The sequence below is a fragment of the Pseudorhizobium tarimense genome, assembly GCF_022968135.1.
GTDB classification, from domain to species: domain Bacteria; phylum Pseudomonadota; class Alphaproteobacteria; order Rhizobiales; family Rhizobiaceae; genus Neorhizobium; species Neorhizobium tarimense.
The window spans coordinates 262,512-288,426 of record NZ_JALJRA010000004.1; the positions used below are offsets into that span (position 1 = coordinate 262,512).

Genomic DNA, 25,915 nt, shown 5'->3' on the forward strand with positions numbered 1-25,915 from the left:
AAAGTGACGCATCGACCCAAAGTTGTTGACAATCAACAGATGTTAGAGTTTGTTGGCCCGATGGCGAGGGAGCGCAGAATGCGGCGTGAAAGCACTTCTGATGGTGAGAGCCTTCGTCCCCGAAGTGAAAAATTGGGAGAATTGGAAATGACCATCGCGACAAGAACCGTCACCGCATCCGAAGCTAACGGCTTGACCTTTGAGGTTGCCAGCTTCGTTCATGCTGCAAAAAGCACCGATCTGCCGGCGGTCGTCGTGGAGAACGGCAAGAAATCGATCCTCGATGGTCTTGGCCTCGCCCTGTCCGGATCGGTCGCGACTTCAGGTGAATATGTTCGTCGTCACCTGGACGACATCGGTACTGCCAATGGCACGGCGAGCGTTATCGGCACCAACCGCAAGGTCGCGCCACGTTTCGCCGCCTTCGCTAACGGTGTCGGGATCCATGCCGACGACTATGATGACACGCAGCTCGCCGTTGCCAAGGACCGCGTCTACGGCCTCCTGACCCACCCGACGGCACCCGCCCTGCCCTCAGCGTTGGCCATGGGAGAGACACTCGGCTCGAGCGGCGCAGACGTCATGCTGGCCTATCACATCGGCGTCGAAGTCGAATGCAAGATTGCCGAAGCGATCAATCCGCGGCATTACCAGACCGGCTTCCATGCAACCGCAACCTGCGGCACATACGCTTCCGCCGCTGCGGCCGGCCGCCTGATGGGCCTCAATGTCGAGCAGTTGTTGCGCGCGCTTTCCATTGCCGGCAGCCAGTCTGCCGGCCTGCGGGAAAACTTCGGCACCATGACCAAACCCTTCCATGCTGGGCGCTCGTCGGAAAGCGGCGTGGTCGCGGCGCAATTCGCCTCCTATGGCTGGACGGCTGCGCCGACGATCCTGGAAGCTCCGCGCGGCTTCTTCTCGGCCGCAGGAGGCGGCTACGACGAGAACGCCATCAGCGGCAAGCTCGGCAACCCCTGGACATTCGACAGCCCCGGCATTTCAATCAAGCCGCATCCGTCGGGTTCGCTCACCCACCCTGGCATGACCGAGATGCTGCGCCTCATCCGCGACAACAACATCAAGGCTGCAGACGTCGAGCATGTGCGCGTGGGAACGAACCACAACATGCCGAACGCGCTTATCCATCACCGGCCGCAAAACGAGCTGCAGGCAAAGTTCTCCATGGAGTTCTGCATGGCGATCCTGCTGCTGGAAGGCCGCGCCGGCCTTAACGAGTTCACCGACGAGGTGGTACTTCGTGACGACGTCAAGGCAATGGTTTCGAAGGTGGACTTCGCTGTCGACGAGCGCGCCGAGGCTGCCGGATATCACCTGATGACCACCTATATCGACATCCGGCTGAAGGACGGCCGGACGATTTCCGGCATGGCGGATTTCGGCAAGGGCAGCCCTGCCGATCCGATGAGCTATGATGAGGTCGCGGCGAAGTTCCTCGAATGCGCCGAATTCGCGAGATGGGACTTGGGCAAGGCCCGCGATGTCGTCGGCATGGTGGCACAGTTTGAGCAGCTTCCGGACATCAGCAAGCTGATGGCGCTGGTTAGCAACTGAGACCACGCGTTCGAGATCACCGCGATGGATGACAAGCCTCGATCAGCACCGCCCGCGAAGTTGAGCAAACCATCGGATGCGGTACGGCGCTTTCGCCAGCCGCACTGGTGGCTGACGCTCGCTCTCACTTATGCAATCGCGGCCGTGGCGGGCCTCGCGGCGAAGGCTGCCAGCATGCCGTTGCCATTCATGCTGGGCCCATTCTTCGCCATGGCGGCGCTATCGATCTTCGGCTTCCGGTCGGCTCTCGTGCCGATGGGCCGCGAGCTTGGCCAGGTCGCAATCGGAGTCGCAGTCGGCATGCGTTTCACACCGGCGGTGCTCGCCGCCATGACCGGTCTTTTGCCGGCCATGGCGCTCGGCACGCTCTACGTCGTCGTCTTCACGATGGTGGCGGCATTTCTGTTCAAGCCGCTGGCGAAGGTAGACGATGTTACAGCCTTCTTCGCGACCGCCGCCGGTGGCGTCGCCGACATGGCAACCGTTGCGAAGGACTATGGCGGCGCACCAGGATCGGTCGCGGTGGTACATGCCATGCGCGTTTCCGGAGTGGTGGCGATCGTACCCTTTCTGGTCGTCCTCTTCGGCCAGCCGGGCAACGCGCCGGAGGCAGCTGCCATCGGATCAGACTGGCTCCTCGTCATCGTGTCTCTGGCGCTGGGATACCTCATGGCGCGGCTTCTGAAGCCGACGCCACTGCCCAACCCCTGGCTCGTCGGGCCGATCTTCATGGGAATCATCATCGGCGTCCTCGGGCTCTACTCCGTCAAGATCCCGTCGCCACTGATCAGTATTGCGCAGATCATGCTCGGCACCTGGCTCGGCTGTCAGTTCAAGCGCGACCTACTGGCCGCCCTGCCACGTGTCACCTTCTCGGCCCTAGTCATCTCGCTATTCATGATCGGCTGTGCGGCACTCGGTGCCGTCGCGCTGACGCTGGCGACCGGCCTTCCTTACCCGACGAGCTTCCTGTCGCTCGCCCCAGCTGCGGTCACGGAGATGGTGGTGACGGCCCAGGTGATGCACCTGGAGGCCGAGGTGGTGACGGCCTTTCATGTCATGCGGATCGCCGTCGTCTCATCGACGGTTCTGATCGTCTTCAAATTCTATCTTCGATTGAGGGGAGGCTCCATTGGATCTCGGGTATGAGGGACGCCGCGCACTGATCGTCGGCGGCAGCTACGGCATCGGAAAAGCGACGGCCGCCCTTATGGGCGCCGAGGGCGCCGACGTGCTGATCGCCTCGCGCAGCGCGGACAACCTTGGGGAAGCTGCAGACGACATCTCGGCAACCGGCGCCACCCGCCCGGCGACCCTCGTCTGCGACGTGACACAGCCCGACGCCGGCGACACGCTCGCCGCGGCGGCACTGGAACGTTGGGGTGTTCTGGACCTGCTGGTGACCGCCGTCGGCGGCAGCATCCGCTCCTCCTTCGAGGACCTGACCGACGAGGACTGGCTCAACAACTATACGTTCAACATCCTGTCGACGGTGCGCGCCATTCGCGCCCTGCTGCCGGCGTTGGCAAAGGGCGAGAACCCAGCGATCGTGACCCTCGGCGCCGCCGCCTCGAAGATGCCCTACCAGCACCAGATCGTTTCGAATGTGCACAAGGCCGGGCTACTCGGCCTGACCAAGACGCTCGCCGCCGAACTCGCCGATCGCGGGATCCGCGTCAACTGCGTCGCGCCAGGTCGTACGCTGACGCCGCTCTGGACCAAACGCGCCGACAAGATGGCTGGCGAACAGGGCCGGACACGCGACGACATCCTCGGCGACTTTTCGAAAGACATTCCGCTCAACCGCTTCGCGAGCGCCGAAGAGGTGGCGACGATGGTGGTGTGGCTCGCGAGCCCCCGCGCCAGCTACATCACCGGACAGACAGTCAACGTGGACGGCGGCATAGCCCGCGGTCTTCTATAAGTTACAAGGAGAAAGAAATGAGTCAGCACCAGCCAACCGCCCCTGGCACACCCAAGGTGACAGAAATCCTTGCCGAGTGGGTGGTCACCATCAAGGGTAGCGACGTCGCGCCTGACGTTCGCCGCGAAGGTCTCAGGACGTTCGTCAACTGGGTCGGCTGCGCCGTCGGTGGCGCGAGCCACGAGACGGTCGATCGGGCGCTCGCCGCGGTCACACCCTTCTCCGGCAAGCCGACCTCCACCGTCCTTGGCCGCAGCGAAAAGCTCGACGCCCTACATGCGGCACTCCTCAACGGCATCACCTCGCATGTTCTCGACTACGACGACACCCATCTCAAGACGATCATCCACCCGGCCGGTCCTGTCGCGTCCGCCCTGCTGGCGCTGGCTGAAATGCGCCAGATTTCCGGCTACGACCTGCTGACGGCGCTGATCGTCGGGATTGAGGTCGAGTGCCGCATCGGCAACGCCGTCTATCCGCACCATTACGACCGCGGCTGGCACATTACGGGCACGACGGGCGTCTTTGGTGCCGCTGCCGCCGTCGGCAAGGTGATCGGCCTCAACGCGCAGCAGATGCGGTGGGCATTCGGCCTGGCCGCCACGCAGTCCTCCGGCCTGCGCGAAATGTTCGGCACCATGACCAAGAGCTTCCACCCCGGTCGCGCCGCGCAGAACGGCATGTTGGCCGCCCTGCTCGCCGAAGCGAATTATGACAGCTCGGAACGGGCTATCGAGGCGCCGCGCGGCTTCGCCAACGTCATGTCAGACAAGCAGGACTACAGCGAGATCCTCGATAATCTCGGCAGTCGCTGGGAATCGGCGCTAAACAGCTACAAGCCATTCGCCTGCGGCATCGTCATCCACCCAACCATCGATGGCTGCATTCAGCTGCGCGAGGAGCTCGGTAAGACGAAGATCCGGCAGATTCGTTCCGTCGAACTGACTACCCATCCACTGGTGCTGGAATTGACCGGCAAGACGACCCCCAAGACAGGGCTGGAAGGCAAGTTTTCGGTCTATCACGCCGCGGCCGCTGCCCTGCTGAGAGGCGACGGCGCTCCAACGGCCTTCACCGACGAACTGGTCAACGATCCGGAGATCATTGCTCTTCGTGACCGCACGAAGGCAACCGCTGACAGAAATTGCCACGAAGCCTCGGTGGACATCCTTGTCACCTTTGAGGACGGCTCCACCGTCTCGAAGCATGTTGAACGTGCGCTGGGCTCGAAGGAGGTGCCGCTCACCGACGCGCAGATCGACCACAAGTTCATGGTCCAGTCTGCGCTCGTCGTCGGCGACGCGGTGACAAAGGCGCTCCTCGAAACATCGTGGAAGCTCGAAGAACTGAAAGACGCCGCGGAGATCGCGCGCGCCAGTGTTCCCGGATCCACCTCCACGACGGCAGCAGCGGAATGAACCAGATGACGAAGAAGACCTCACTGCGGATCGGCATCCTCGAAGGCGACGACATCGGCCACGAAGTTGTCCCGGCTTCCGTCCGCATCGCCAAGGCCGCGGCGGCCGCCACCGGCATGTCCATCGAATGGGTCGATGTGCCGATCGGTCGGCGGGCGCTGGACACGCTCGGCCACACCATGCCGGAAGGGACGCTGGAGACGCTCGGGGCGCTGGACGGTTTCATCCTGGGCCCCATCGGCCATCGCGAATATCCGAAGGTGCCGGAGGCGATCAACCCGCATCCGATTCTGCGCAAGCGCTTCGACCTGTTCGCCAATGTGCGCCCGACGCGCTCTTTTCCCGGCATCGGCTGCCTGCACGACGACGTCGACATGGTGATCGTGCGCGAGAACAACGAGGGCTTCCAGCCCGACCGAAACGTGGTCATGGGCTCCGGCGAATTCCGCCCGACGCATGACGTGACGATCTCGGTGCGGGTCATAACCGTCGAGGGATCCTCCAAGGTAGCGCGGGCCGCCTTCGAGATCGCCCGCTCCCGGCGCAAGAAGCTGACGCTGGTGCACAAGAACACCGTCTACAAGCTCGGCTGCGGCATGTTCGTCGACAGTTGCTATGAAGTAGCCAAGGACTTTCCCGATGTCGAGGTGAACGAGGTGATCGTCGACACGATGGCGATGCGGCTGGTGCGCGACCCGCAGAGCTTCGACACCATCGTCACCACCAACATGTTCGGCGACATCCTGACGGACGAGGCGGCTGGTCTCGTCGGCGGCCTCGGCATGGCACCCGGCCTCTGCATCGGACGGGGTTCCATTGCAATGGCGCAAGCGACGCATGGCTCCGCGCCCGACATCGCCGGCAAGGGCATCGCCAATCCGTTCGCAATGATCGAGTCGACCCGCATGCTGTTCGACTGGATGGGACACCACCACAAGATTGATGCAGCGCTAGGAATGTCGCGCCTGATGAAGGCCGGTATCGACGCGGCACTCGCCGACCCGGCCACGCGCACGCCCGACATTCGCGGCACGGGCACGCAGGCCGACATGGTGAACGGAATACTGCGCGGCATGGAGGCTGCCCACATGCCGGCATAAGATAGCGGCAACTGACAGCAATGGGCTCGGGCATGAGGCGATCGAGCCCGTCCTTCCATTGTCTCGGGCGAAGCCAGCAGGAAGGACTGGCTCTCGCTTTCACGCCCCCCCCACCCGGAGCGACATACGCCGGCGAGGCGGCGCAGGCCGAGACGCACCCTTCTCGATGCCACAACCGCGGACGCCGAAAGCAGTTGCGGCTTACCTCGTGATTGTTTATTGCCTACAATGGCAACCGGTGCAATGGAACGCGACATGTATCCTCGGGAACCGAAAGTGGAAATGAACGATCTGACGGTGCTGAGAACCTCGTCGCTGACGGGCGTAATCGAGCGCGAGTTAGAGCATCTGATCCTGACGGGCGAGTTGAAGCCGGGAGAACGGCTGAACGAAATCCAGCTTTCGACCCGCTTCGGCACCAGTCGCGGGCCGTTGCGGGAGGCAACGCGGAGCCTCCAGGCCAAGGGCCTCGTCGAAAGCATCCGCAACCGCGGCGTCTTCGTACGCTCGGTTTCGCCAACGGAGGCGCTGGAAATCTACGACGTCCGCGCGGCGATCTTCGGCCTTGCCGGACGCCTGCTTGCAGATCTTGTCAACGATCAGATGCTGGCCAAGCTCAATGCTTTCCTCGACCAGATGGACGAGATCGCAGCGAACAAGAACTTCGACGACTACTATCCCGTCAACCTGGCGTTCCACGACTATCTCGTCACCTCGACCGGCAACAAAACGTTAGTCAAGGAATATAAGGGGTTCGTCAACAAGTTGCACCTGGCGCGTGCACGCGGCCTCGTCCAGGCGGGGGGTCTCTCTGTTTCGAACCGCGAGCACCGCGAGATGGTTGATGCGCTCGCCTCGGGTAACCGCGAACGCGCGCAGGAGGCATTTTTCCGTCACGTCGAGCGCTCGAAAATTCGATTCCGCTCCACGCTCGGAGCGGCGGAGCCACGATCGTAGGCGCTACCGCTTGCTTCCCCGCCAACGTGACACAACCTACCCAGCGGTAACGAAGCATGAGGCGGGGTAAGCCGACCGCGAGGTCACCTCGTTTAAGTTTTGCTGCCTGGCTGACGCGTCCAGCATGGCGTAATACTGCTGCTCGGCTTCGGCTGGCAGTATGTTGCCGATGGGCTGCAGAATTCGTCGGTTATTGAACCAGTCAGCCCATTCCAGAGTAGCGAACTCAACCGCTTCGGCGTACGCTACGGCTAATTGGATGGCTGACCTCGGCTTCGTAGAGGCAGCTGATCGTTTCTGCGAGTGCGTTGTCTTAGCTGTCACCCATCCTTCCGACAGATGGCTCTTGCCCGCTTCGGATAGCCGATCTGAGTAAAGTGCCTGACGGCTTCTCCGGAAGAGTTGTTCAGCGTGCACGTCGCCATGACGGCCCAATCAAACTGTTGAAAATCAATGATCTAAATCTTTGGTGGCTCCAGGGGAAACCATTGAAATCGTTGATATTTCTACCCCTGGTCAACTCGGATACCCGCTAGGATACCCCCGCTTTGAATGAATCTTATTCTAATTCAGCGCCCTCCTTCGGCGCGGAGTTGATTCTCATCTTTTTGGCGATATGAACAGGCGGCTCCCATACCCTCGCCAGGAGAAGTGCTTGCCCTCACCGTCAAAGACGATCCTGAACTCGGGGTTAGTCGTTGCCGATGCGCCGCATCAAGTCAGTGTAGGCGGTCAGCGGAACAAGCCACAGGTGTTTGTCCTTGCGATCTGACGTGACAAAGAAGCCGCTGACCCGAAGGTCGCCCTCAGCGTAGACGCTCTCAGAGAAGACCTTACTGTGGACAATAATGTCGAGCAGATCACCGACGTTTAATGAGCAGGTCGAGGGAGCCTCCACTTCGAGCGCTTCTCAGAACGTGTGGCGCTTCCACCAGTCCAGCTTCTGACCGAGCAGCAAGTCGAACCTTTCGGTGTAGACTGCGCCCCTCAACATCACTTGAGACCTTCTCGCACTCGATGAGTTTCCGCATCGCGAAAGCCGAGACGAACACCTTTCTCTCGATAAGGATGGAGCCGCGTTCGCTTGGACGCGCCTTCGCAGCCCACCGCTCGATCAGATCCGCGTCCTTCAGCAGTTCATCTTTCCAAGGCGCGCTGTCGGCGATCAAGCTGCAATCCTTATCGAGTCATATTCATCAACCAAACCAGCGACTAAGCTCATCGCTTGCTCAGGATGAAGGCTGTGCATTCTTCGCGGAACTTGAACTCGGACAGCGCTTTGTGAATGTTTCTCTCGCACTCCTGATACAGCCACGGGTCCCATGATACTCGGCCCATGCATGCAGATTGAATGATTGCCAGTCTGTAGCTGGTTCAACCTGCCCTTGTTGGTAATCTGGCGGGACAATTCAATCTTCACGTACTTCAAATCTTCAAAACTACCGATGACATAGATCACGCCCTTAAAAGCAGCCATCCAAAGAGCCCCTCACCAATCTAGGAATATGTTCTAGGTTGGTGACGCCTGTTCTGAGGTCGTCAACAGGAAGTTGACTGCTGAAGGACTCGAACCCGCAACCGCAGAGAAGAATACATAGGCTCTACTCATCAATTCGGTGCCCTCGGCTTTAAGGCAAGTGCATGATGCAGATCATACAATCACTGCAAGAAACGTCGCCGACCTTCCCGAAACTATACTTGCCCGACGGGCACCTGACGGTATCTTGCCCCCAAAATGAGAGGGTGTGCTGCCAAGGGAATGAGGATGACCATGGGCGTGTTCGTGGTCATGGTTCGAGCTGAATCTCATTTCCCGACTCCTGCTTTATGGAACAGGGGTACCTATCGGTAGGTTCGACGCAATCCGGCGCTGCACGGCTACTGGGCAGGAACCAGCCGCATTTTCTGCAGCAATGCTGGCCATCTTGAGATTCTTGGACGCTCTTGAGGCTTAGGGCCGGCCAGCATGGCCATAAGCCAAGGCGTCTGAGGCTTTTCAGCATCAGACACCCTATTGAAAGGCTCTTGCGCCGCCGTTACATCGCATGACCAGGCGCGAGCCCCGTAGAAGCGAGCGCCATCCAGATCGCCATGGCGATCATCATCAGGTTTTCGGTCAGTGAGATGAAGCCCAGGGGTACGTTGCTCGATCCGCCGACGCAGGCGCATTTGAGCTCCCGTCGGTCGATGTAGACAGCCTTGAAGACCGAGACGGCTCCAATGGTGCCGATGAAGAGCGCAATTGGGACCGACAGCCAGGTCGCCACCCCCGCCACCATCAGGACTCCCGCCAGCCCTTCCGCGTAGGGATAGATGTAGCTGTAGGGTACCCAGCGCTTCGCCAGGAGGTCGTAGTTCAGGAACATGGTGGCGAAGCTCTCGACGTTCTGGAGCTTCAGCATTGCCAGGACGACCATGGAGAAGGCGATGAACCATTCCGCTGCACGCAGCGTGAAGGGGTCGCCCACGACCGAGTAGCTCGCGGCCACAGCCATCAGGGCCGTCAGGGTAAACAGAACGATGACAGGCCGATAGGTGGTCGCCTTGGGATCAGATACAGGCTTGCCGAGGAACCTGCGTAGGTCATCGTAGCCCCCAATCCGGTTGCCGCCGACAAACACCTGGGGCGTGGTCGAGACGCCATGTTCCGCCTTGAAGGCATCCGTTTCCTCGCGGGTGGTCAGGTGGTGGTCCTCGACCTCATAACCAGAGCGGCGGAGCAGGTCCTTGGCCTTCAGTCCATAAGGACAGGTATGTTGGGCCATGACCATCCGGTACAGGATGGCCTTCTTCTCCAGCAGCGATGGGTCGGTTCTCTCCAACATTTTCACATCTCCTTTGTCTTGTGAAACCGTTGGCAAGACCATAGGTTCCGTACCATGGTACGGAGTCAAGCCCATGGATATGACAATCGGAAAATTCGCGGCCGCAGGGAACGTCGGGGTAGAAACCATCCGGTTTTACCAGCGCAAGGGCCTTCTGAAGACGCCGAAGCGCCTGGAAGGCGGAAGACGCTATGGAAGCGAAGATGTCCGGCGGCTCCTGTTCATCAAGCAGGCGCAGTCGGCGGGGTTCGCGCTGGAGGAGATCAAGGAGCTTCTCGATCTGGATGCGGGGGATGACAGGGAGCGTGCACGCGCGGCTGCCAAGAGACGTCTCGCCTCCCTGGATGAACGGATTGCTGAGCTGAACAGGGCGCGTGCAGCGCTGGAACGGCTGATCGGCGAATGCGCCTCGGGCAAGAAGGGGCCTTGCCCGATCCTGGCGTCATTCGGGCTGTAGTTTGACACCAGCCATCGTTCAGTTCAGGATCGAGCTGTGCCCTCACAGAACCTAAAGCGCTAGCTGGGCCTGACCGCGAGGTAGACATACGGCTTCGCGCCATCGCGTGGCACCGCCATCACATCATATGTAGCCCCTGGGTCATCCCCCATGCCGAGTGAGCCAGATGGCATGCCAGCGACGGCTAGACCCGCAAGGGGCGGACGCTCGCGAAGAAGCTTCTCCGCAGCTTCCAGCGGGACATGTCCTTCAAGGTAGTAGCCTTCGATCTCTGCCGTATGGCAGCCCCACAGATCAGAAGGGACTTCGAGACCTTTCTTCACGGCGTCCATGTCGGCTTCATTCAAGGTACTAACCTCGTATCCGGCCTTGGTGAAGGCCGAAGCCCATGCTGCGCAGCACCCGCAGTTGGGGTCCTTGTGAACCGTCATCTTTGGTGCTGCCGCTAGGACCATGCCCGGAGCGGCTGCTGCCGATACGACCAGGCATATGAATGTTCTGCGTTTCATGTCGAACTCCTTTGGGATCATGGCCGCCCCTCACCGGGGCGGCCATGAGTTCACTTCACCTGCGTGACAGTCAGCTTGCCGTTGACGCGGTCGGCAACGAATTCGACGCTCGAACCCTGCTTCATCTTCTCCAGCATTGCCTCGTCCTGAACGTAGAAGACCATGGTCATCGCGGGCATGTCGAGGTTCTTCAGCTCTTCGTGGATCAGGGTCACCTTCTTCGCCTTGGCGTCCACCTTCTTGACCGTGCCCTTGGTGAACTCCTGGGCGAAGGCCCCGATGGCAGCACCCAAGGTCAAGGTGGCGGCAAGCGCGACGTTAAGTATGGCTTTCATGGTGGTGCTCCTTTCGTTGCTTACTTCTTGGCGACGGTGACGTCGCCGTGCATTCCGGCGTCGTAGTGGCCGGGCACGAGGCAGGCGACCTTGAAGATGCCGTCATTCGTGAACTTCCAGACGATCTCGCCGGATTCGCCGGGTGCGAGCCGGATAGCATTCGGGTCGTCATGTTCCATCTCTGGGAACTTCTCCATGAGAGCCTTGTGCTCCATGACCTTGTCCTCCTGGTCGAGAACGAACTCGTGGTCTACTTCGCCATCGTTCTTCACGGCGAACCGGATCGTCTGGCCCTTGCGGACCTTGAAGTTATCGGGCGTGAAGATCATCCCGCCGTCATCGGTCTCCTTCATACTGACACGGATTGTCTGGGTGACCTTGGACTTCTGGCCCGGCTCGCCCACCGCCATCTCGCCATGACCTCCGGCGTGGTTTCCGGCGGCGATGGCGGGAGTTACGAGCGTTGCCAGAAGCAGGCCGGTCAATGCAGTTTTCATAGGCTTATCCTTCCTTAGGTGAGTTTCGATCAGTGGTGTTCCGAATGGCTCGGGGTGATCGTTGTCTTCGCGTCGGCAGCCTTGGGTGCATCCGGTAGGCTTCCAGTCCATTCCCATGCCTGGGTGCCGGGCGGGTTTTCGTACCAGCCGGGATCGCTGTAATCGCCAGCGGAGATTCCCTCCCGGACCTTTACGACCGAGAACATGCCGCCCATCTCGATGGGGCCATGCGGGCCCCACCCGGTCATCATGGGCACCGTATTTTCGGGTATCTCCATGGACATCTCCCCCATGTCCGCCATCCCGGCGGTCCCCATGGGCATGTATTCCGGCTGGAAGCGGCGGATTTTGCTGGCCACCTGCTTCTTGTCGACGCCAATAAAGGTCGGGATGTCATGTCCCATGGCATTCATGGTGTGGTGTGACTTGTGGCAATGGATCGCCCAGTCACCGACGTACTTGGCGTCGAACTCGTAGGCGCGCATCGCGCCCACCGGGATGTCGATGCTGACCTCCGGCCAGCGCGCTTCCGGACGTACCCAGCCTCCATCGGTGCAGGTGACCTCGAAGTCGTAGCCGTGCATGTGGACGGGATGGTTGGTCATCGTCAGATTGCCGACCCGGACCCGAACCCTGTCGTTCTTCGAGACCACCAGCGGATCGATGCCCGGAAACACCCGGCTGTTCCAGGCCCAGAGGTTGAAGTCCGTCATTTCCATGATGCGGGGGACATAGGAGCCCGGCTCGATGTCGAACGCGTTCAGGAGGAAGACGAAGTCGCGGTCGACCGGCATGAAGGTCGGGTCCTTGGGATGGACGACGAAGAAGCCCATCATGCCCATCGCCATCTGGACCATTTCGTCCGAATGCGGGTGGTACATGAAGGTGCCGGACTTTACGAGGTCGAACTCGTAGACGAAGGTCTTGCCGACGGGGATGTGAGGCTGCGAAAGACCGCCGACACCGTCCATGCCCGAGGGCAGGATCATCCCATGCCAATGGATCGTCGTGTGCTCCGCAAGCTTGTTTGTCACAAAGATGCGCACCCGGTCACCCTCGACAGCTTCAATCGTCGGCCCCGGCGATTGTCCGTTGTACCCCCAGAGATAGGCCGTCATGCCTTCCGCCATCTCCCGTTCCACCGGTTCGGCCACCAGGTGGAACTCCTTGACGCCATTGTTCATCCGGAACGGCAGGGTCCATCCGTTCAGGGTGACCACCGGATTGTAGTCGGGACCGGTGGTGGGCTTGAGCGGCGTCTGGGTGGCGGCCGTATCCATCAGCGCCGCCTCCGGCAGGCCCGTGTTAGAAGTCTGGCCCCATGCCTGCGAGGAAACCAATGCGGCACCTGCCGCACCTGCTCCCAGCAACTGTCTTCTGCTGAACATGATCGTATCCTTTTAGTGCCCGCCGCTCTCGGCCGCTTCCGCTGAGGCGACTTCGGCCTCGCCGGTAGCCGCACGTGCGCTGCCGCCGTAGATGGCTGGGGCGAGGTTCGCTTCGGCAAGCCAGAAGTCTCTCTTTGCGTTGACTGCGAGGAGGGCTGAATTGATGCTGTCCCGGCTGTCCGAGATCAGCTCGAATGTGCTTGTGAGCATGCCGTTGTAGGTGAGCAGCGACTGCTCCTCGACCGCCTTGCGCAAGGGCAGAACGTTGTTCCGGTAATGGCGCGCGATGTCGTAGTTCGAACGGTACGCCTGGTAGGCGGACCTCGCCTCCGAGCGGACGATGACCGCTTTTTCGGCCAGAAGGTTCGCCGCCCGCATATAGGCAAGCTCACCTTTTCGAAGGCGTGCCTGACCGGAGTCGAAGATCGGGATTGTGAACTCAAGCGAAGCCGTCCGCGACACTTCGGAGACGATGCCATGATCTTCCCGTTCGCGCTCCTTCTCCACCATGCTCACCAGTTCGATGTCGGTGACGATCCGGGTTGCGTCCTCCAGCTTGTAGGACTGCGCCGTCGCCTGAAGCTCCAGCCGGGCGATCTGGAGATCGATGCGCTTGTGGATCGCTTCGGCCTCGATGTTGTCGCGTTTGATCAGGGCCCCAGGCAATGACGGGAGCTGGTTCGGTATCTGGAACTCGATATCCGAGCCCGAAAGCCCCATCAGCCGGATCAGCTCTTCCTTCGCCAGCCGAGCAGCCAATCTTGCCTTCGCGGTTTCCCCGGTCAGTTCGGCATAGAACACATGTTCGCGGGCCTGCTCTCCCTTGGGCATCGACCCCGCTTCACCCAGTTTCTGGGTTAGATCGGATGCAGCCTCCGCCGCAGCGCGCGCACGGTTGAGGTAGGCGACATTCTCCCATGCCGCGACCGCGTTGATCCAGGCCCGGCGGGTATCGGCGGCAAGCGAGATGGTTGCGAGCGCCGCATTGAGCTGTGCCTGCCGGAACCGTGTCGTGGCGATCTTCATGTTCCTGTCATAGGTCACCACCGACAGGATGTTCGCCGCGATGGCACCTTCCAGCACCCTGTAGGCTTCAAGCCCGGATGTGCCGATACCGGAGACGCCAACCGAAAACTTCGGCAGAACCGAAAGCTGCGTCTGCCAGGCATCTGCTGCACTGTCACCGAGATCGGCATAGGCCGCCTGAAGGCCCTTGTTGTTCAGCAGTGCCACTTGCACAGCAGTCTCGGCGTCAACCGTATTCCTCGCCATCAGCGTCTTGACGCGGTCACGGACCACCTGGGCGTGCTGCTGGTTCTGCACCCATACCGTCTGTTTGCCTGTCGCCGTTCCAGCCCTAAGGGAAACGTTCAGGAATCCGGCATCCTTGGCGGCATAGTCCGTAGAGACGCAGCCCGCCGCTATGAGCGGCAATGCCAGCACAGAGAGAACTTTGATCTTCCTGCCGAGCATCATGCTCCCCCTTTTGGGGCTTGCGCGTCGTTGAGACCACGCCAGGGTTTCGGATCGACGGGAGTGCGATGCGTGTATGCTCCTATCGGGCTCTGATAGCGAACCGGCCGGACGTCGAGCACAGAGTCAGGATGGCCATTGGAGGCCACAACTTCAGGCAGGGTGGAGGTGCATCCGCTCACAATGAGCGTAATCCCCACCAACAGAAACATCAGTTTCATAGGGAATATCCGAGAATACAGTCACGATAGTGCCAGGCGCTCGCCGACGCTCAGGCACAACAAGACCCGCGAGACGGGTGTCGGTTCTCAGATGTTAGGTGGACGGTGAAGAGCCGGAGACTCGCCGAACGCTCGGAGATCGTTCATGAAGCCCTTGATGGACGCGGCCACCGGGTGGACGAGTTTCGGCATGGGAGCATCGATTGCGAACACGCCGCAGTAGTCTTGGCAGCAGCCGTTGTTCCCAGTGTCGACATCGGTTGCAGTGGCATGATCGGAATGATGCGCTTCGACGGTCATTTTGGAGTGGGCATGAGCGCCATGAGCCGAATGACTATTTTCAACGAAGGAAGCGGAGTCAGGCATAGCGGGATGCATAGCTGCATTGGCAGCCGACATGCTGTAGCCAGCCAGCGACAGCACGACCGCCAGCCTGAAGATCAGCATCATTACCACCGATGTGATTCTCAACATCCCACTCATGCCCGAAGAATCGCCGTCGGCTTAACGGTTGTCAATCGACCAGCCTCTACAGCACGGACATCTCGTCCTTTGTGTGGCACTAGAACATCTAGCTCATGGGAAGGTTTGCCGCAGGGACGACCGCGTAGGCTATTGCGGCTGGAACTTCTCTTTTGCTCCGGTGTTTCCAGCCAACGAGCGCGGAGACCGAAGGATGTCCCTATCGGACTTTTTGAAGGCAGGATTATCGGTGATGGCAGCGGGGCTGCTTATCATCGGCCTACTCGCTACGGCTCCTGCCTTCGCTGCACCGAGCCACCATTGCCCGGAGGTACAGGCGAATCACCAGGCATTGGACAGCCAGCGTGATGGTCTGGATGCGCAAGGTGCCAGAACGTGTTGTGCCCAGATGCACTGCTGTCCGATCCTTCCTGAGGCGCTAGTCTCCGCCCCGCCTGCGGTGTCAGTCGGCGTGCTGCACGTGCCAGTCAGCGCCGAGCGGCCCCTTCTGCTTCTGGCTAGCATTGATCCTCCTCCAAGACCTTCTGTTGTTTGAGTTCCAAATCTCATCGCAACAGGAGTTCAACATGTACACGTACGTCAAAGGCGCAGCAGCCGCGCTCGCGGCCTCTGCCGCCATGCTAGCGTTCGTTAACACCGCCGCTGCACAGACATTCCCTCAGAAATGCACAGGCGACATCTCCATGTCAGGCATGCCTATGGGCGGGAAGATGCCGACGGGCGGACAAGGTGCAGCCACAGGTCAGGGCCCTATGGCTGACGTCACCGACTGCCAGAGAGCCTCTATGGAGGCCATGATGTCGATGAACCAGCAGATGATGCAGGGAATGATGAAGGACATGCCGACGTCTCCTTCATCTGCGGCCTGATCGCGCATCATCTCGGTGCAATCGACATGGCGAAGGTCGAGTTGGAGCACGGCGAAAATGAAGAGGCCAAGACCACCGCGCAGAAGGTCATCGACGATCAGACGAAAGAAGTCGAGCGACTGACTGAGTGGGTCGACAAGGAAGTGAAGGAGTAACATCATGCACCATATCTCTCCCGACATGAAGCAGTGCATCGACGACTGTCTCGGCTGCTACAGCGAATGCCTGTCGATGGCCATGAGCCACTGCCTGGAAATGGGTGGCGAGCACACGGAGCCGAAGTACTTCAGGCTGATGATGGCCTGCGCCGAAGTTTGCCGCACCTCGGCACATTTCATGCTGATCGGCACCGAACACCACAAACACATCTGCCGCGAATGTGCGGAGATATGCCGCCAATGTGCCGATGACTGCGAGCGCATCGGCGACATGCAGCCTTGCGTCGACGCCTGCCGCAAGTGTGCCGATAGTTGCGAGCGTATGGCGCGGTAGCGCCTTTGGACCACGTGTGCGGAAGGAGCGCCCTCGTTCCGTACACTCTCGCTGGACTTGCTGAAGATGTGGAGGCCCAAGGCTCCGTCACAGCATTGGCTGTCCTCATCTCCGGCGCACCGGTTCGGCAATCTTTTCTCCAGAGAGGTCTTGGCTCAACGCGGACCAAAGGGTGGAAGACATGCAAAAGAACAAGAAAACAGGAATGTTGGCATTCCTCGGCGGAATAGGAGCGACACTCGTGGCGCTGTTCCTTGGCACCGTCGCCTACGTCTATCTCGGTGGCTACAATATCGCAGCCACCGAGGAACATGGCTCGTTTACGAGATGGGTCTTCGATACCACCTTCCATCAGTCTGTAGAAGGCGGCGGCGCAAGTGTTTCCGCACCTGAAGAACTAACTCCAGAGATGGCTGCTGCGGGTGCAGCTCCCTACAAGGAAATGTGCCAGCACTGCCATTCGGCCCCTGGCTGGGAGCGTGCGTCCTGGGCTGAAGGCATGCGGCCGCTGCCACCCCATCTAACGGAGGCCGCCGCAGAGTGGCAGCCGTCGGAGGTGTTCTGGCTGGTCAAGCACGGAGCGAAGATGACCGGCATGCCAGCCTTCGGCCCCAGCCATAGCGACGAAGACATCTGGAACATCGTCGCCTTCGTAAAGCGGCTGCCAGCGATGACGCCGCAGGAGTATGAGCAATCGACGTCAGGGACCGGGACCAGCGCGAACGCGCCTGCCGTCCAACGGTAACTGCAGGAGGAGGCGTGATGGGAATGTCTTACTGGCGCTTCGCTGCCATGATCGCGACGTCGACCGTCGTGATGTACGGCGTGATGTATCTGAACACCTATGCACTGGAACACGTCTTCTGGAGCGAGACGCGTGCCTGGATGGCCCTGGTCATGGGATCGACAATGGCGGTCATCATGCTCGCCTTCATGCTCGGCATGTACAAGAAGAAGATGCTCAACATGGCCATCTTTGGCGGGTCCGTCGCGGTCTTCGCCTTGTCGCTGTGGCTCGTCCGTAGCCAGGCAACCGTCGACGACAGCGAATACATGAGCGCGATGATACCTCATCACTCTATCGCCATCATGACAAGCGAACGCGCTCAGATTTCCGATCCTCGCGTTCGAAAGCTGGCCGACGAGATCATCGAGGCCCAGGAGCGGGAGATCGCAGAGATGAAGTATCTGATCGAGGACCTGGAGGAGCGCGACTGATGAAGAACTCCCTCCTTTCACTGCTGCTCCTTACCTCGGCCAGTCTCCTTTCGGGATGTGGCGAACAGGAAGCAGCCGACGACATCATCGATCCCCCACGCGCCGAAGAAGTTGCGCGGGTCGTACCGGGAGAGGAGGCCATAGCTGGCGCTGATATTCCGACGCTCGATCCGGCGACCATGGTGGACGCAGAGATGGCAAAGGTGCTCGGCCAGCCTACCAAGTGCACGTTCAGGTACACGAGCGCCGGGAAGCCTGTCTTCGCCCTCAATGGGACACCGGATAATTCAGCGACAACGGCTGTTGTGAAGGTGAATGGACATCTCGTGGAACTGCGGCCATCGGGTGGGGACGGCAACCTCGTCTTCGGGTCCGGCCCCGTCGTCGTTAGTCTCTCCGTCCCTGGTGGGGACCCCGAAGGGAAAGTGGACGCCGCAATGTCGTTCACAGTCGACGACACCCTCCGCGTTGGGTACAAAGGTTACTTCCAATGCGCAGGCTAACTCGACGCAGGGCCGATTAAGGCCAGGAAGTTGCCCATCGACGGCTGAAGGCCGGAGCAGAGGTTTCCTCTTGTTCCCGCCCTCGCTTTCATGTCGCACACCATGCTGATGCAGCGTCTCGACGACTTAAGAACACCAGGATCACGGTCCGGGAGGCAGCCCTCGATGGAAGCGTGCTGTCTTATCTTGACGCTCCTCAACCTCAGGCAGTTGGCGATCACCCTGACCGAGGCAGTGCCATTGCCGCCGCTGCGATGATCGGCGAGAGCAGCAGGCCGAACACGGGGTAGAGGACACCCGCCGCGACAGGGACACCAGCCGCATTTGCGGCAACCATTTCTTCGGAGGTGTCATTTAGCGTGCACATCACCAAGGTGGCCTAATCAACTCATTGAAAACAATAACTTAAATCTTTGGTGGGCCTGGAGGGCCTGCCGAATCCGAAGAGGGTTCAGTAACTTAACCCCGAGTGGGACGAATAGCCCAAGCTATAGATATCAATGGCTTAGCAAAGCCGCTGTCCCACTTTTTTCGTACCCATCCGAGTAGGGCCGCGGGATTTTGAGCGCCGCGCGTGGTAACGTCGGTTCATGGAGATCGATGAGGACAAGATCGACGATGCCGTTTTGGCGCTGCTATGGTTGACGCTGCATAACGAGCGTTGGGCCTGGAAGAGTTTCGACTGGGCAACGACGGATCGGCTTCACAAGAAGGGCTTGATCGGCGACCCGGTCAACAAGTCGAAGTCATTGATCCTGACCGATGAAGGCTTGGCGCGTTCGGAAGCATTGTTTCGGGAGCTGTTTACGCGGCCGCCGCAATAGCCGTCCCTTTGTGGCCTTCCATTGCCAAGGCAGTAGCTCGTGCAGGCGGGAGACGGGAAGATCGGCGATGCGGGCGAACACATCGGCGAGCCACGCCTTTGGGTCGACGTCGTTGAGGCGGCAAGTCGTGATGACGGAGAGCATGATGGCGGCACGATCGGCCCCACGCTGGGAGCCGGCGAAGGTCCAGTTTCGACGCCCGAGTGCAGTTCCTCTCAGAGCGCGTTCGGCCGCATTGTTCGTTAGACAAATCCGGCCATCTTCAAGGAAACGGGCAAAACCATCCCATCGCTTCATCATGTAATCGATCGGCTCGGTCACCTCGGACGATTTGCTGAGCGTTGCGCGCTCCCGTTTCAGCCACTCGTGCATGTCAGCGAACAGCGGCTTGCTCTTTTCCTGCCGCGCGGCCCGTCGTTCTTTGGCGCTCAATCCATTGATCTCGCGCTCGATCTCAAACAGCGCGTCGTAGCGCTGGACGGCCTCCAGGGCGATCGGCGAGATTGGCTTGCCCTTGCGTTTGCGGTCGCGGACATTTTTCTGGATATCGGCCAGTTCAAAGAATTTGCGCCGCGCATGCGCATGGCAAACGGCGAAGGTGATCGGTACCGCTTTCTTTTCGGCGACACTGAGCGGCTCGAAGCCATTGTAGCAATCACTCTGCAGAATGCCGCCGTATCTGGCCAAGTGCTTCTGCGGATGCTCGCCGCGGTGGTCGCTCGACGCATAGTATATGGCCGCCGGCGCTGCTGCTTCGCCGTAGGACCGGTCATCGCGCACGTAGGTCCATATTCGCCCGGTCGCGCATTTGTCTTTGGCCTGGATGGGAATGGTGGTGTCGTCGCCAAAAAGCCGCCCCCATTGGTGATTCTGATTTGGACGTTCCTGCCCAGCTCGCGGGAAGCCGGCCAAAACCGGTCATTTGCGGCCGAATGCGATGGCGCAGGTTTGCGCTCTCCATTTGGTTATTCGAGTCGGCCTTACATCATCCGCAAACCGAATAGATGCGATAATGGCGAGTTCGGCGTAAGCGTGGGTAGCCTTCCGGCGGCAGCTCGCGCCGATCGGGAACGGAGACGGCGCTGCGGACCTTGGTCACCGCGACCATGCCGGAGCCAGCATTGGTCCCGTCGGCTATTGGCAAACAGGCTCCCCACCTTACATCAGATGATGGTGGTTCAAAGCCCGCGACTGGATCATCGATGTTCCGAGGAGGAGACTATCCCGAACGGTTCCCTGAAGCCGAGTATTTCCGGAAAACCGCGTCGCAAGCTTAGCATAACCCCCCGCTCGCCTACGCGCAGCACTTCACGCCAGTGGCTGAAGGACCGCAGCAAGATGATTTTGCCTGCTCGTCAGCAAGCCAGCGGTCACGCGGCTTGCAGCTTGCCGGTCGAGCGGCGAGTTCGACTTCGAACATGCCGGAGGTGAACCGAGGCGCGGACGCGCAATAATGCGCCATTGGCCTTGCGCCATCGCTGACCTCAAAGGTGAGCTTGGCCGACGGCTCGAGCCGGACGTGATCGGAAACCTTACGGATGATCGCGGAGAACTTGCCTGCCGGCATATGGGTCTTGTCGTCCTCGTCGATGTCCCATAGTTGCACGAAGATCTCCGACCAGGCCTCGGAATTGGCGCCGCAGTCGAGCGCCGAAAACTGTCCCGCTTTGACTTCGGTGACGTGGTAGCCGGACCGAACGGCATTTCCGTCATAAGTGAAGATAAGGGGTGCGTCTGGATTGACCGCGAGTGCATCGAGAAGATGCCCAAGGCTGATGTCTGAAGAAGTGCTCTTGTCGTTAGCGTCCATGTGTTATATCCCTCAATTCAATTATTCAAGGATTGTTGAAACATGGATGAACGTCAAGCCCTTTCTTCATTTGCCGCGCTTTCCCAGGAAAGGCGGCTTGCTATCGTCCGAGCACTGGTTGTCGCGGGCCCGGAAGGTTTGGCCGCTGGCGTGATCGCAGAACGGATGGGGGTGTCGGCGACGAACGTCTCGTTCCATCTCAAGGAACTAGAGCGCTCACGCCTGATCTCCCAGCGGCGCGAATCCCGATCGATTATTTACAGCGCCAGCTATGAGGCCTTGGCCGATCTCGTGAAATTCCTGATGGAGGACTGCTGTGCCGGTCATCCAATCATCCGTAAAAATGTGGAGGAGCGTGGAGGGTTGCTGTGCCCCGGTTGATGCCGCCGCCTATGAGGAAACGATCGGTGCATAATCGCAGAGTCTCCGCGGGAATCGTTTCCGCGCTCGGGCTGACCCAGATCATCGGCTACGGCACGCTCTACTACTCCTTCAGCATCCTCGCACCCAGTATTGCCGGAGACCTTGGCCTGTCACTCGCACAGGTATTCGGGGTGTTCTCCTTGTCACTCTTCATTGGAGGGCTGTCGGCCACCTATATCGGCCAGCAGATGGACCGGATCGGGGCGGCGACTATCATGTCGGTCGGCTCGGCACTTGCGGCGCTGACTCTTGCTCTCTGCGCCTGGTCGCCCTCGGTTGCGATCTTTGCCATTGCTATCATTTTGCTCGAAGTGTCGTCCGGAATGGTTCAGTACCAGGCCGCCTTTGCAGCCCTAGTGGAACATGATCCAAAATCCGCTTCACAGAGCATCACCTATCTGACGCTGATCGGCGGCTTCGCTTCGACGATTTTCTGGCCAATCTCGACCACACTGCTCGACGTCCTCTCGTGGCGCGAAATCTTTCTCGTCTTTGCGGCTTTGCATCTCATTCTCTGCATGCCGCTGCACTTCTGGATACGGAGCGTCGGAAAGAAGGCCGCCGACCACACTTTGGGGACGCGCGAGACGGTCATCGGAGCGATCCTACCTCATACTCGACGCAGGGCCATGGTGATCGTATCATGCGCGTTCGCGCTTCTCGGGTTTACGCTTGCTGCTATTCTTGCACATATGGTGCCCATGCTGGGATCGATCGGGTTGGGTACGGCCGCCGTTGTAATCGGCGCCCTCTTCGGTCCCGCACAGGTACTGAGCCGTCTGATCAACATGGTCTTCGGGAAGAGCCTGTCGCCGCCGGCGCTTGCCGTCTTATCAGCAATCCTGATCGTCGTCGGCATCCTGATCCTGCTGATCACGGGTGATTGGCCGCCGGGGGCTGTCGCATTCGCGATTTGTCTGGGATTGGGTTCCGGCATCAACAGCATCGCACAGGGCAGCCTGCCGCTCTATTTGTTCGGATCTGATGGCTATGGTGCGATTACCGGAAAGATGGCAGCCGCTCGTTTGGCCGTGGGCGCGGGTGCGCCCTTCGTATTTGCGGCGGCCATGGAGAACATTGGCCTCAGCATGTCGCTCGCCGCAAATGCTGTTCTTGGCGCCATCAGCATCGCGGGATTCGTCGCAGTGGCGGTTTCATGCCGGCAACCCGCCACTGTAACGGCATGATCCATCAGATCGACTTGAGCGAAACCCGTTTTTCCAACTTGGCGGCTGCTTCTCTTCGCTCGCTATAGCGATCGGTGAGGTAGTCCGAGATGTCGCGCGTGAGCCACGTGAACTTGACCAGTTCCTCGCAGACATCGACGACGCGCTCGTAATAGGACGAAGGCTTCATGCGGCCGTCGGAATCGAATTCCTGATAGGCCTTGGCCACCGACGACTGGTTGGGGATGGTGATCATCCGCATCCAGCGGCCGAGCAGGCGCATGGCGTTGACCGCGTTGAACGATTGCGAGCCGCCGGAGACCTGCATGACGGCGAGTGTCTTGCCCTGGGTCGGTCGGACAGCACCGACAGACAAGGGGATCCAGTCGATCTGTGCCTTCATGATGCCGGTTAGCGTGCCGTGACGCTCCGGGCTCACCCAGACCTGGCCTTCGGACCAAGCCGAAAGTTCCCGCAGTTCCTGAACCCTCGGATGGCTGACCGGCGCATCGTCGGGCAGCGGCAGGCCGGAGGGATCAAAGACCTTCACCTCGGCGCCGAAATGCTCGAGCAGGCGCTTAGCTTCCAGCGCGAGCAGGCGGCTGTAAGAGACCTGCCGGACCGAGCCATAAAGGATCAGGATCCGCGGCTTGTGGGTGGAGAAGGGGCGCCGCAGCGCCTCCAGGTCCGGCAAGCGCAGGTGATCGAGATCAGCGGCGGGCAAATCGTTCGTGTGATCAGACAATGCGCTTGCCCTCCGCATCGAGCACGGCTTCGCCGTCTTCCTTGACGAAAGCGTAAGTGAAGGCGTCAGCAGGCAGGATGTCGAGGACCACTTCGGATGGACGGCAGAGGCGGGTGCCCAATTCGGTGACGACGAGAGGACGGTTGATCAGGATGGGGGTCGCGACCATGGCATCGAGCAACTGGTCGTCCGAAAGGGCGGGATCTACTAGGCCGAGTTCCTCGTAGGGTGTGCCCTTTTCGCGGATCGCCTGGCGGACGGTGAGGCCGGCATCGGCGATCATCTTTGCCAGTTCCGGCTTGCTCGGCGGGGTCTTAAGATATTCGATGACGTTGGGCTCGATGCCGGCATGACGGATGATTTCAAGCGTATTGCGCGAGGTCCCGCAGGCCGGGTTGTGGTAGATGGTGACGGTCATGGTTCAGGCCTTCGCTTCCTTTGTGCATCTGGCGGTTACGGCCTGTCCGGCCTCGTACCAGCCCTTGCTGCGGTTGACGATCGCGACCAGCACCAGCATCACCGGTACCTCGATCAGGACGCCGACGACGGTGGCGAGTGCTGCACCCGAGTTGAAACCGAAGAGGCTGATGGCAGTCGCGACGGCCAGCTCGAAGAAGTTGGAGGCACCAATCAGGGCGGAGGGGCCTGCAATGCAATGGGCTTCGCCGGTCATACGGTTTGCCAGATAGGCGAAGCCAAAGATGAATACGGTCTGGAGGAAGATCGGCACGGCGAGGATCGCGATCACGATCGGCTGGGCGAGGATCTGGTTGCCCTGGAAGGCAAAGAGTAGGACGACGGTCAAGAGCAGCGCGCCGATCGAGAGCGGCTGAATATTGTCCTGGAAGCGCTGAAGCGCGCGACCGTCCCCATTGCCAAGCACCCGGCGCAGGATCTGGGCGACGATGACCGGTACGACTATGAAGAGTGCAACGGAGATCAGCAGCGTATCCCAGGGCACGATGATCGAGGAAACGCCGAGCAGGATGGCGACGATCGGCGCGAAAGCCAACACCATGACGGCGTCATTGAGCGCCACTTGGGTGAGGGTGAAGGGCGCATCGCCCCGCGTGAGGTTGGACCAGACAAACACCATCGCCGTGCAGGGCGCAGCACCCAACAGGATGAGGCCGGCGATATAGCTGTCGATCTGATCAGCCGGCAGCAGGGGCGCAAACAGCCAGCCGATGAAAATCCAGCCGAGGACAGCCATGGAGAAAGGCTTCACGGCCCAGTTGGCGAAGAGGGTGACGCTCATGCCCCGCCAATGGGTTCCAACCTCGCGGATGGCGGCGAAATCGATCTTCATCAGCATCGGAATGATCATCAGCCAGATCAAGACGGCGACCGGCAGGTTGACCTTGGCGATCTCGGCCGAGCCGATCACCTGGAAGAGGCCGGGCAAGGCTGAGCCGAGGGTTATGCCGGCGGCAATGGCCAGCGCGACCCAGAGGGTCAGGTAACGTTCGAATGTCGACATCGGTCAGGCAACCTCGGGATTGGCAGCGTCGTTGGTCGCGCCGATCTCCTGCAGACGCTTCTGCAGCGAGAGTTTGTCGAGGCTCGTCATCGGCAGACTGACGAAGATCGAAATGCGGTGATTGAGCATGCGATAGGCATCGGCGAAGGCGAAGTGCTTCTCGGAATCCGTGCCTTCGACAGCGGCTGGATCCGGAATGCCCCAATGGGCGGTCATCGGCTGGCCGGGCCAGACCGGACAGGCTTCGGCGGCGGCGTTATCACAGACGGTGAAGACGAAATCGAGCTGCGGTGCGCCGGGTACAGCGAACTCGTCCCAGTTCTTCGAGCGGGCGAAGCTGGTGTCGTAGTTCATGCCCTTCAAGAGTTGCAGCGTGTAGGGGTGAACTTCGCCCTTCGGCTGGGACCCTGCCGAATAGGCCTTGAACTTTCCTTGGCCGAGCCGGTTGAGGATCGCTTCGGCAATGATCGAGCGGGCGGAATTGCCGGTGCAGAGGAAGAGGACGTTGTAGATCTTGTCGGACATGGCCGGTCTCTCAGTTGGGGCGGGTCGTTTGGAGTGTTGGACTGCAGCAGGCGAGATCGTCGATCAGCGGCTGGCAGAGGCTGGCATTGCCGCCGCAGCAATCCTTGAGCAGGTAAAGCGCGACCGCGCGGAAGCGATCGAGATCTGCGCGGTAGATGATCGAGCGGCTATGGCGCTCGCCGGTCACCAGGCCAGCCTGCGAGAGCGTTGAGAGATGCGCCGACATGGTGTTCTGCGGCACCCCGATCAGGCGCGCCAGTTCGCCGGCGGGAATACCATCGGGTTCATGCGCCACTAGCAGGCGAAAGGTCTGCAGGCGCGTTGGTTGGGCCAGGGCGGCAAGCGCCGCGATAGTTGATTTATCATCCATATATCCAGAATAGTGGATTTTTTGAGTTGGTCAACAGCCTTCTCCGCCACCGCCATCGCGTCAGTATCGACCTTAGCCGGCGAGGTGCGTAACTCCGGGCCGTCGGAGACCGTGCGATGGCAGCAAGCTTCGCCGCCGAAAGAACCATTGCGGCTCCGACCGCCCAGGCACCGCGACCATTTGACCGAACAACCTACCTAAGTCCCGAGCCGAGCTCGTTCAGCAGCGCCATCCGAAGAATGCGCTTGAGATGGGCAAAGAGCATCTCAACCTTCTTTCGGCGATGCCGTGACTGCACGTAATCGGGTGTTGCGGCTATCGCTCGGGCGAC

The 25,915-nt window shown here is 60.3% G+C and carries 32 protein-coding genes and 2 pseudogenes; 14 read left to right on the top strand and 20 right to left on the bottom strand.

Annotation, left to right across the window (positions count from 1 at the left end; genetic code table 11):
• Nucleotides 1-147: 147 nt before the first annotated feature.
• The 6 genes from MUU54_RS06630 to MUU54_RS06655 all read left to right on the top strand — a co-directional run bounded on the left by MUU54_RS06630 (nt 148) and on the right by MUU54_RS06655 (nt 6,971).
• The gene (locus MUU54_RS06630) at nt 148-1,572 is read left to right on the top strand and encodes an MmgE/PrpD family protein (RefSeq protein ID WP_247243236.1); all 1,425 of its coding nucleotides are present in this window, start codon (nt 148-150) and stop codon (nt 1,570-1,572) included.
• Between the two features lie 24 nt (nt 1,573-1,596).
• Entirely contained in the window at nt 1,597-2,721 is a 1,125-nt protein-coding gene (locus tag MUU54_RS06635) for an AbrB family protein (protein WP_247243237.1), read from the top strand.
• Nucleotides 2,705-3,496, top strand: a complete 792-nt coding sequence (locus MUU54_RS06640; RefSeq protein ID WP_247243238.1) for an SDR family NAD(P)-dependent oxidoreductase — start codon at nt 2,705-2,707, stop codon at nt 3,494-3,496. Before MUU54_RS06635 ends, MUU54_RS06640 begins: the two co-directional genes overlap by 17 nt.
• A 17-nt stretch (nt 3,497-3,513) precedes the next feature.
• Entirely contained in the window at nt 3,514-4,914 is a 1,401-nt protein-coding gene (locus MUU54_RS06645) for an MmgE/PrpD family protein (protein ID WP_247243239.1), read from the top strand.
• A 5-nt stretch (nt 4,915-4,919) separates the two neighbouring features.
• Nucleotides 4,920-6,014 (top strand): isocitrate/isopropylmalate dehydrogenase family protein, encoded by a 1,095-nt coding sequence (locus MUU54_RS06650; protein ID WP_247243240.1) that lies wholly within the window; start codon nt 4,920-4,922, stop codon nt 6,012-6,014.
• Nucleotides 6,015-6,296: 282 nt separating this feature from the next.
• Nucleotides 6,297-6,971, top strand: a complete 675-nt coding sequence (locus MUU54_RS06655) for an FCD domain-containing protein (protein ID WP_247243279.1) — start codon at nt 6,297-6,299, stop codon at nt 6,969-6,971.
• A gap of 36 nt (nt 6,972-7,007) precedes the next feature.
• Here the strand turns inward: MUU54_RS06655 and MUU54_RS06660 are convergent.
• From MUU54_RS06660 to MUU54_RS06675, 4 genes and pseudogenes are all read right to left on the bottom strand, one after another.
• Nucleotides 7,008-7,346 (bottom strand): annotated as a pseudogene (locus MUU54_RS06660) (hypothetical protein); the annotation flags it as partial.
• A 485-nt stretch (nt 7,347-7,831) separates the two neighbouring features.
• Complete coding sequence (locus MUU54_RS06665; RefSeq protein ID WP_247243241.1) at nt 7,832-8,140, bottom strand: hypothetical protein; 309 nt, start codon at nt 8,138-8,140, stop codon at nt 7,832-7,834.
• Nucleotides 8,137-8,448, bottom strand: coding sequence for a hypothetical protein (locus tag MUU54_RS06670; protein ID WP_247243242.1), 312 nt, complete (start codon nt 8,446-8,448; stop codon nt 8,137-8,139). Before MUU54_RS06670 ends, MUU54_RS06665 begins: the two co-directional genes overlap by 4 nt.
• Before the next feature lie 559 nt (nt 8,449-9,007).
• Nucleotides 9,008-9,796, bottom strand: a complete 789-nt coding sequence (locus MUU54_RS06675; RefSeq protein WP_247243243.1) for a glutaredoxin family protein — start codon at nt 9,794-9,796, stop codon at nt 9,008-9,010.
• A 73-nt stretch (nt 9,797-9,869) separates the two neighbouring features.
• Between MUU54_RS06675 and MUU54_RS06680 the strand changes: the two genes are divergently transcribed.
• The gene (locus MUU54_RS06680; RefSeq protein WP_247243244.1) at nt 9,870-10,253 is read left to right on the top strand and encodes a MerR family transcriptional regulator; all 384 of its coding nucleotides are present in this window, start codon (nt 9,870-9,872) and stop codon (nt 10,251-10,253) included.
• Nucleotides 10,254-10,312: 59 nt separating this feature from the next.
• Here the strand turns inward: MUU54_RS06680 and MUU54_RS06685 are convergent, their stop codons facing one another.
• From MUU54_RS06685 to MUU54_RS25185, 8 genes are all read right to left on the bottom strand, one after another.
• Entirely contained in the window at nt 10,313-10,762 is a 450-nt protein-coding gene (locus MUU54_RS06685; protein WP_247243245.1) for a DUF411 domain-containing protein, read from the bottom strand.
• Between the two features lie 50 nt (nt 10,763-10,812).
• Entirely contained in the window at nt 10,813-11,097 is a 285-nt protein-coding gene (locus MUU54_RS06690; protein WP_247243246.1) for a copper-binding protein, read from the bottom strand.
• 20 nt (nt 11,098-11,117) lie between these two features.
• Nucleotides 11,118-11,594, bottom strand: a complete 477-nt coding sequence (locus tag MUU54_RS06695; protein ID WP_247243247.1) for a cupredoxin domain-containing protein — start codon at nt 11,592-11,594, stop codon at nt 11,118-11,120.
• A gap of 29 nt (nt 11,595-11,623) precedes the next feature.
• Nucleotides 11,624-12,982, bottom strand: coding sequence for a multicopper oxidase family protein (locus MUU54_RS06700; protein WP_247243248.1), 1,359 nt, complete (start codon nt 12,980-12,982; stop codon nt 11,624-11,626).
• A 12-nt stretch (nt 12,983-12,994) separates the two neighbouring features.
• Entirely contained in the window at nt 12,995-14,455 is a 1,461-nt protein-coding gene (locus tag MUU54_RS06705) for a TolC family protein (RefSeq protein ID WP_247243280.1), read from the bottom strand.
• The gene (locus MUU54_RS06710) at nt 14,455-14,676 is read right to left on the bottom strand and encodes a hypothetical protein (protein ID WP_247243249.1); all 222 of its coding nucleotides are present in this window, start codon (nt 14,674-14,676) and stop codon (nt 14,455-14,457) included. The genes MUU54_RS06705 and MUU54_RS06710 overlap by 1 nt, the downstream gene beginning before the upstream one ends.
• An 87-nt stretch (nt 14,677-14,763) precedes the next feature.
• Nucleotides 14,764-15,150, bottom strand: coding sequence for a hypothetical protein (locus MUU54_RS06715; protein ID WP_247243250.1), 387 nt, complete (start codon nt 15,148-15,150; stop codon nt 14,764-14,766).
• Nucleotides 15,151-15,901: 751 nt separating this feature from the next.
• Nucleotides 15,902-16,189 carry a hypothetical protein gene (locus tag MUU54_RS25185; RefSeq protein ID WP_435532477.1) on the bottom strand — a complete coding sequence of 96 codons (288 nt, stop codon included), beginning with the start codon at nt 16,187-16,189 and terminating at the stop codon, nt 15,902-15,904.
• Here MUU54_RS25185 and MUU54_RS06730 point away from each other — a divergent pair.
• From MUU54_RS06730 to MUU54_RS06745, 4 genes are all read left to right on the top strand, one after another.
• Nucleotides 16,188-16,520 (top strand): four-helix bundle copper-binding protein, encoded by a 333-nt coding sequence (locus MUU54_RS06730; protein ID WP_247243253.1) that lies wholly within the window; start codon nt 16,188-16,190, stop codon nt 16,518-16,520. The genes MUU54_RS25185 and MUU54_RS06730 overlap by 2 nt on opposite strands.
• A gap of 205 nt (nt 16,521-16,725) precedes the next feature.
• Nucleotides 16,726-17,265 carry a c-type cytochrome gene (locus MUU54_RS06735; protein ID WP_247243254.1) on the top strand — a complete coding sequence of 180 codons (540 nt, stop codon included), beginning with the start codon at nt 16,726-16,728 and terminating at the stop codon, nt 17,263-17,265.
• 23 nt (nt 17,266-17,288) lie between these two features.
• Nucleotides 17,289-17,738: a DUF305 domain-containing protein gene (locus MUU54_RS06740; protein ID WP_247243281.1), complete on the top strand. Its 450-nt coding sequence runs from the start codon at nt 17,289-17,291 to the stop codon at nt 17,736-17,738.
• Nucleotides 17,738-18,241, top strand: a complete 504-nt coding sequence (locus tag MUU54_RS06745) for a DUF6692 family protein (protein ID WP_247243255.1) — start codon at nt 17,738-17,740, stop codon at nt 18,239-18,241. Before MUU54_RS06740 ends, MUU54_RS06745 begins: the two co-directional genes overlap by 1 nt.
• A gap of 217 nt (nt 18,242-18,458) precedes the next feature.
• Here MUU54_RS06745 and MUU54_RS06750 read toward each other — a convergent pair whose 3' ends face one another.
• Nucleotides 18,459-18,608, bottom strand: coding sequence for a hypothetical protein (locus tag MUU54_RS06750; RefSeq protein WP_247243283.1), 150 nt, complete (start codon nt 18,606-18,608; stop codon nt 18,459-18,461).
• 223 nt (nt 18,609-18,831) lie between these two features.
• Here MUU54_RS06750 and MUU54_RS06755 point away from each other — a divergent pair, with 223 nt between their 5' ends.
• Entirely contained in the window at nt 18,832-19,065 is a 234-nt protein-coding gene (locus MUU54_RS06755) for a DUF6429 family protein (protein ID WP_247243256.1), read from the top strand.
• Here MUU54_RS06755 and tnpC read toward each other — a convergent pair.
• Both tnpC and MUU54_RS06765 read right to left on the bottom strand, forming a co-directional pair.
• A pseudogene (gene tnpC / locus MUU54_RS06760) lies at nt 19,046-19,920 on the bottom strand (IS66 family transposase); the annotation flags it as partial. The gene MUU54_RS06755 and the pseudogene tnpC sit on opposite strands and share 20 nt — an antisense overlap.
• A gap of 439 nt (nt 19,921-20,359) precedes the next feature.
• A complete protein-coding gene (locus MUU54_RS06765) occupies nt 20,360-20,875 on the bottom strand; it encodes a DUF6428 family protein (protein WP_247243257.1) in 516 nt (171 codons plus the stop codon).
• Between the two features lie 42 nt (nt 20,876-20,917).
• Between MUU54_RS06765 and MUU54_RS06770 the strand changes: the two genes are divergently transcribed.
• Both MUU54_RS06770 and arsK read left to right on the top strand, forming a co-directional pair.
• Nucleotides 20,918-21,256 carry an ArsR/SmtB family transcription factor gene (locus MUU54_RS06770; protein ID WP_247243258.1) on the top strand — a complete coding sequence of 113 codons (339 nt, stop codon included), beginning with the start codon at nt 20,918-20,920 and terminating at the stop codon, nt 21,254-21,256.
• A gap of 11 nt (nt 21,257-21,267) precedes the next feature.
• Nucleotides 21,268-22,485 carry an arsenite efflux MFS transporter ArsK gene (gene arsK / locus MUU54_RS06775; protein WP_281433236.1) on the top strand — a complete coding sequence of 406 codons (1,218 nt, stop codon included), beginning with the start codon at nt 21,268-21,270 and terminating at the stop codon, nt 22,483-22,485.
• Nucleotides 22,486-22,489: 4 nt separating this feature from the next.
• Here the strand turns inward: arsK and arsH are convergent, their stop codons facing one another.
• The 5 genes from arsH to MUU54_RS06800 are packed head-to-tail and all read right to left on the bottom strand — an operon-like array spanning nt 22,490 to nt 25,584.
• Nucleotides 22,490-23,227 carry an arsenical resistance protein ArsH gene (gene arsH, locus MUU54_RS06780; protein WP_247243260.1) on the bottom strand — a complete coding sequence of 246 codons (738 nt, stop codon included), beginning with the start codon at nt 23,225-23,227 and terminating at the stop codon, nt 22,490-22,492.
• Nucleotides 23,202-23,627 (bottom strand): arsenate reductase (glutaredoxin), encoded by a 426-nt coding sequence (gene arsC / locus MUU54_RS06785; RefSeq protein WP_247243261.1) that lies wholly within the window; start codon nt 23,625-23,627, stop codon nt 23,202-23,204. The genes arsH and arsC overlap by 26 nt, the downstream gene beginning before the upstream one ends.
• Before the next feature lie 3 nt (nt 23,628-23,630).
• A complete protein-coding gene (gene arsB, locus MUU54_RS06790) occupies nt 23,631-24,689 on the bottom strand; it encodes an ACR3 family arsenite efflux transporter (protein ID WP_247243262.1) in 1,059 nt (352 codons plus the stop codon).
• A 3-nt stretch (nt 24,690-24,692) separates the two neighbouring features.
• Nucleotides 24,693-25,214, bottom strand: coding sequence for an arsenate reductase ArsC (locus MUU54_RS06795; protein ID WP_247243263.1), 522 nt, complete (start codon nt 25,212-25,214; stop codon nt 24,693-24,695).
• 10 nt (nt 25,215-25,224) lie between these two features.
• Nucleotides 25,225-25,584 carry an ArsR/SmtB family transcription factor gene (locus MUU54_RS06800; protein ID WP_247243264.1) on the bottom strand — a complete coding sequence of 120 codons (360 nt, stop codon included), beginning with the start codon at nt 25,582-25,584 and terminating at the stop codon, nt 25,225-25,227.
• Nucleotides 25,585-25,915: the final 331 nt, after the last annotated feature.

Coding starts and splice junctions, on each gene's coding strand:
- MUU54_RS06710 (WP_247243249.1), bottom strand. CDS start 14,676: ATGAAACTGATGTTTCTGTTGGTGGGGATTACGCTCATTGTGAGCGGA.
- MUU54_RS06705 (WP_247243280.1), bottom strand. CDS start 14,455: ATGCTCGGCAGGAAGATCAAAGTTCTCTCTGTGCTGGCATTGCCGCTC.
- MUU54_RS06630 (WP_247243236.1), top strand. CDS start 148: ATGACCATCGCGACAAGAACCGTCACCGCATCCGAAGCTAACGGCTTG.
- arsH (WP_247243260.1), bottom strand. CDS start 23,227: ATGCGGAGGGCAAGCGCATTGTCTGATCACACGAACGATTTGCCCGCC.
- MUU54_RS06800 (WP_247243264.1), bottom strand. CDS start 25,584: ATGGATGATAAATCAACTATCGCGGCGCTTGCCGCCCTGGCCCAACCA.
- MUU54_RS06645 (WP_247243239.1), top strand. CDS start 3,514: ATGAGTCAGCACCAGCCAACCGCCCCTGGCACACCCAAGGTGACAGAA.
- MUU54_RS06690 (WP_247243246.1), bottom strand. CDS start 11,097: ATGAAAGCCATACTTAACGTCGCGCTTGCCGCCACCTTGACCTTGGGT.
- MUU54_RS06695 (WP_247243247.1), bottom strand. CDS start 11,594: ATGAAAACTGCATTGACCGGCCTGCTTCTGGCAACGCTCGTAACTCCC.
- MUU54_RS06735 (WP_247243254.1), top strand. CDS start 16,726: ATGTTGGCATTCCTCGGCGGAATAGGAGCGACACTCGTGGCGCTGTTC.
- MUU54_RS06680 (WP_247243244.1), top strand. CDS start 9,870: ATGGATATGACAATCGGAAAATTCGCGGCCGCAGGGAACGTCGGGGTA.
- arsB (WP_247243262.1), bottom strand. CDS start 24,689: ATGTCGACATTCGAACGTTACCTGACCCTCTGGGTCGCGCTGGCCATT.
- MUU54_RS06650 (WP_247243240.1), top strand. CDS start 4,920: ATGACGAAGAAGACCTCACTGCGGATCGGCATCCTCGAAGGCGACGAC.
- MUU54_RS06745 (WP_247243255.1), top strand. CDS start 17,738: ATGAAGAACTCCCTCCTTTCACTGCTGCTCCTTACCTCGGCCAGTCTC.
- MUU54_RS06655 (WP_247243279.1), top strand. CDS start 6,297: ATGAACGATCTGACGGTGCTGAGAACCTCGTCGCTGACGGGCGTAATC.
- MUU54_RS06635 (WP_247243237.1), top strand. CDS start 1,597: ATGGATGACAAGCCTCGATCAGCACCGCCCGCGAAGTTGAGCAAACCA.
- arsK (WP_281433236.1), top strand. CDS start 21,268: ATGAGGAAACGATCGGTGCATAATCGCAGAGTCTCCGCGGGAATCGTT.
- MUU54_RS06730 (WP_247243253.1), top strand. CDS start 16,188: ATGCACCATATCTCTCCCGACATGAAGCAGTGCATCGACGACTGTCTC.
- MUU54_RS06770 (WP_247243258.1), top strand. CDS start 20,918: ATGGATGAACGTCAAGCCCTTTCTTCATTTGCCGCGCTTTCCCAGGAA.
- MUU54_RS06765 (WP_247243257.1), bottom strand. CDS start 20,875: ATGGACGCTAACGACAAGAGCACTTCTTCAGACATCAGCCTTGGGCAT.
- MUU54_RS06670 (WP_247243242.1), bottom strand. CDS start 8,448: ATGGCTGCTTTTAAGGGCGTGATCTATGTCATCGGTAGTTTTGAAGAT.
- MUU54_RS06685 (WP_247243245.1), bottom strand. CDS start 10,762: ATGAAACGCAGAACATTCATATGCCTGGTCGTATCGGCAGCAGCCGCT.
- MUU54_RS06675 (WP_247243243.1), bottom strand. CDS start 9,796: ATGTTGGAGAGAACCGACCCATCGCTGCTGGAGAAGAAGGCCATCCTG.
- MUU54_RS06750 (WP_247243283.1), bottom strand. CDS start 18,608: ATGTGCACGCTAAATGACACCTCCGAAGAAATGGTTGCCGCAAATGCG.
- MUU54_RS06700 (WP_247243248.1), bottom strand. CDS start 12,982: ATGTTCAGCAGAAGACAGTTGCTGGGAGCAGGTGCGGCAGGTGCCGCA.
- MUU54_RS06795 (WP_247243263.1), bottom strand. CDS start 25,214: ATGTCCGACAAGATCTACAACGTCCTCTTCCTCTGCACCGGCAATTCC.
- MUU54_RS06740 (WP_247243281.1), top strand. CDS start 17,289: ATGTCTTACTGGCGCTTCGCTGCCATGATCGCGACGTCGACCGTCGTG.
- MUU54_RS25185 (WP_435532477.1), bottom strand. CDS start 16,189: ATGATGTTACTCCTTCACTTCCTTGTCGACCCACTCAGTCAGTCGCTC.
- arsC (WP_247243261.1), bottom strand. CDS start 23,627: ATGACCGTCACCATCTACCACAACCCGGCCTGCGGGACCTCGCGCAAT.
- MUU54_RS06755 (WP_247243256.1), top strand. CDS start 18,832: ATGGAGATCGATGAGGACAAGATCGACGATGCCGTTTTGGCGCTGCTA.
- MUU54_RS06715 (WP_247243250.1), bottom strand. CDS start 15,150: ATGTTGAGAATCACATCGGTGGTAATGATGCTGATCTTCAGGCTGGCG.